At 74.3% G+C, this 1,818-nt stretch carries 3 protein-coding genes; 1 reads left to right on the forward strand and 2 read right to left on the reverse strand.

Annotation, left to right across the window (positions count from 1 at the left end; translation table 11 throughout):
* A partial coding sequence (locus HW578_RS26105; RefSeq protein ID WP_198373624.1) for a DUF2125 domain-containing protein occupies window positions 1–761 on the reverse strand: 761 nt, incomplete at its 3' end.
* A 67-nt stretch (window positions 762–828) separates the two neighbouring features.
* Here HW578_RS26105 and HW578_RS26110 point away from each other — a divergent pair.
* Window positions 829–1,440 carry a gamma-glutamylcyclotransferase gene (locus HW578_RS26110; RefSeq protein ID WP_198373625.1) on the forward strand — a complete coding sequence of 204 codons (612 nt, stop codon included), beginning with the start codon at window positions 829–831 and terminating at the stop codon, window positions 1,438–1,440.
* 14 nt (window positions 1,441–1,454) lie between these two features.
* On the opposite strand, the gene HW578_RS26115 is transcribed toward HW578_RS26110, so the two are convergent.
* Window positions 1,455–1,818, reverse strand: a 364-nt coding sequence (locus HW578_RS26115) for a lysophospholipid acyltransferase family protein (RefSeq protein ID WP_198373626.1), incomplete at its 5' end; no start/stop codon positions are given.

The following is a 1,818-nucleotide window of genomic DNA, read 5'->3' on the forward strand; positions in this document are numbered from 1 at the left end:
GCATCGCGCCAGCCCGCCGCCATCGCCGCAGGTGGTCCGGGCAGCGGCGTCGGTCCGGACAGGAGCGCCTCGGCGGACAGGGCATCGATCTCCCGGCCGAGCGCGCTGGCCAGGCGCGAGCTCGGCAGCACCACGCCTTCGGCCTGAATCGAGAGCGCCAGGGCGGCTTCGGCGTCGGCCGCGCGCGCCGCCGCAGCACCGCCGCGCATCGCGGCCGGACCGCCGGGCTGGGACACGATCCGCACCGCGCGCACCAGCAGCGGCCCCTCGGGCAGCAGCACCTCGAGCGCTGCGGCGGTGACTTCCATCGGCGGCGGCGCCGGCCCCGGCGCGAGAGGCACCGCCAACGCCAGGCGCCCTGCGGCGAAGGGCACAGCCACGTCGCCCAGGTGCAGGCGCTGCGCCCCCGCGAACAGGACCTGAAGGCGATCAGGCTGCGGTGGCGCGATCTGCAGCACCACCCGCTGCGCCTCGTGCGCGAACCCGGCCTGCCCGGCGCGGGCCGGTGCCTCGATGCGCACATCCGGCACCGACAGCCGGGCGGCGAAGGGCCAGCCGCCGCGCACCGGCGGCCCATGCGCCACCGTCCAGCCCTCCGCCCGGCGCTGCGTCACCCAGTCCGACATGCCCACGGCCAGCGCGCCGGTCGCCCAGACCCAGACCACGCCATGCGCTGCCGCCGCCACGACAACAAGCGCCAGCAGGCCCCAGAGCACGCGGCGGGGGCGGGGGCGGGGGATCGGCGGCTTCACGTCGGTCACGGCGCCGGGTATAGCGCCGCGCCCGCCCCGGCGCGACGCCGCGCCGGCCGGGCGGCGGAACCACCCCATGCACCATGACGGCGCCGCGCTGCGCGACCTGGTCGATGCGGACGGCCATCTCTACGTCTTCGCCTATGGCTCGCTGATCTGGCGGCCGGGCTTCAGCCATGCGGTGGCGCATCCAGCACTGCTGCGCGGCTTCCATCGCCGCTTCTGCCTGTGGTCGCACCGCTACCGGGGCACGCCCGAGCGCCCGGGGCTCGTGCTCGGCCTCGACCGCGGGGGAGCCTGCCGCGGCCTCGCCTTCGGCGTGCGCGCGGCGGAGGCGGCCGCGGTGCTCGCCTATCTCGATGATCGCGAGCTGCCGGACGGGGCGGAGCAGGTGTACCACCGGCGGATGCTGCCGCTGCGCCTGCTCGATACCGGCCGGATGGTGCGGGCGGTGGCCTATGTCGCGAACCGCGGCTGCCGGCTCTATTGCGGGCGTCTTTCGCCGGAACGCGCCGCGGCGGCCATCGCCCAGGGTCACGGCCAGATGGGGGCGAACCGCGAATATCTGCTGAACACGCTGCGGCACCTGCGCGCGATGGGGGTGCGCGATGCCGGGCTGGACCGTATCGCCGCGCTACTGCCGGACTCCGGTAGAGCGGAATTATCCACAAATGTTGGCGCCGACTAGGATTCTTATTTGAATCAGATACTTGTTCGTCGCCGCTGCTCATCCGAATCAGAAATGACGGAGTCCCCGTCCCCAGACTTGTCCACAGGGTGTGCAGATCCGGCCAGCGCGGCGGAGGCATCCTCGATGGCGGTCTCCAGCTCGGCCATCAGCGCTGCACGCGGCAGGCCGATGGGCAGCGGCGGCAGGATCGCGACATGGATCGTGCCCGGGCGTTTCTGGAATGCCCGACGGCCCCAATGCAGGCCGCTGTCAGTCGCCACCGGCACCACCGGCGCGCCGGTCGCGGAGGCAAGGGCCGCGACGCCGGGCTGGTAGGGCACGCGCTCGCCCGGCGCGGTGCGGGTGCCCTCGGGGAAGATCACCACCGGGCGCCCG

The sequence above is a fragment of the Roseomonas rosulenta genome, assembly GCF_016106005.1.
Classification (GTDB): domain Bacteria; phylum Pseudomonadota; class Alphaproteobacteria; order Acetobacterales; family Acetobacteraceae; genus Neoroseomonas; species Neoroseomonas rosulenta.

Bases quoted from the DNA above. Each gene is read 5' to 3' on its own strand.
- HW578_RS26110 (WP_198373625.1), top strand. From the start codon at position 829: ATGCACCATGACGGCGCCGCGCTGCGCGACCTGGTCGATGCGGACGGC.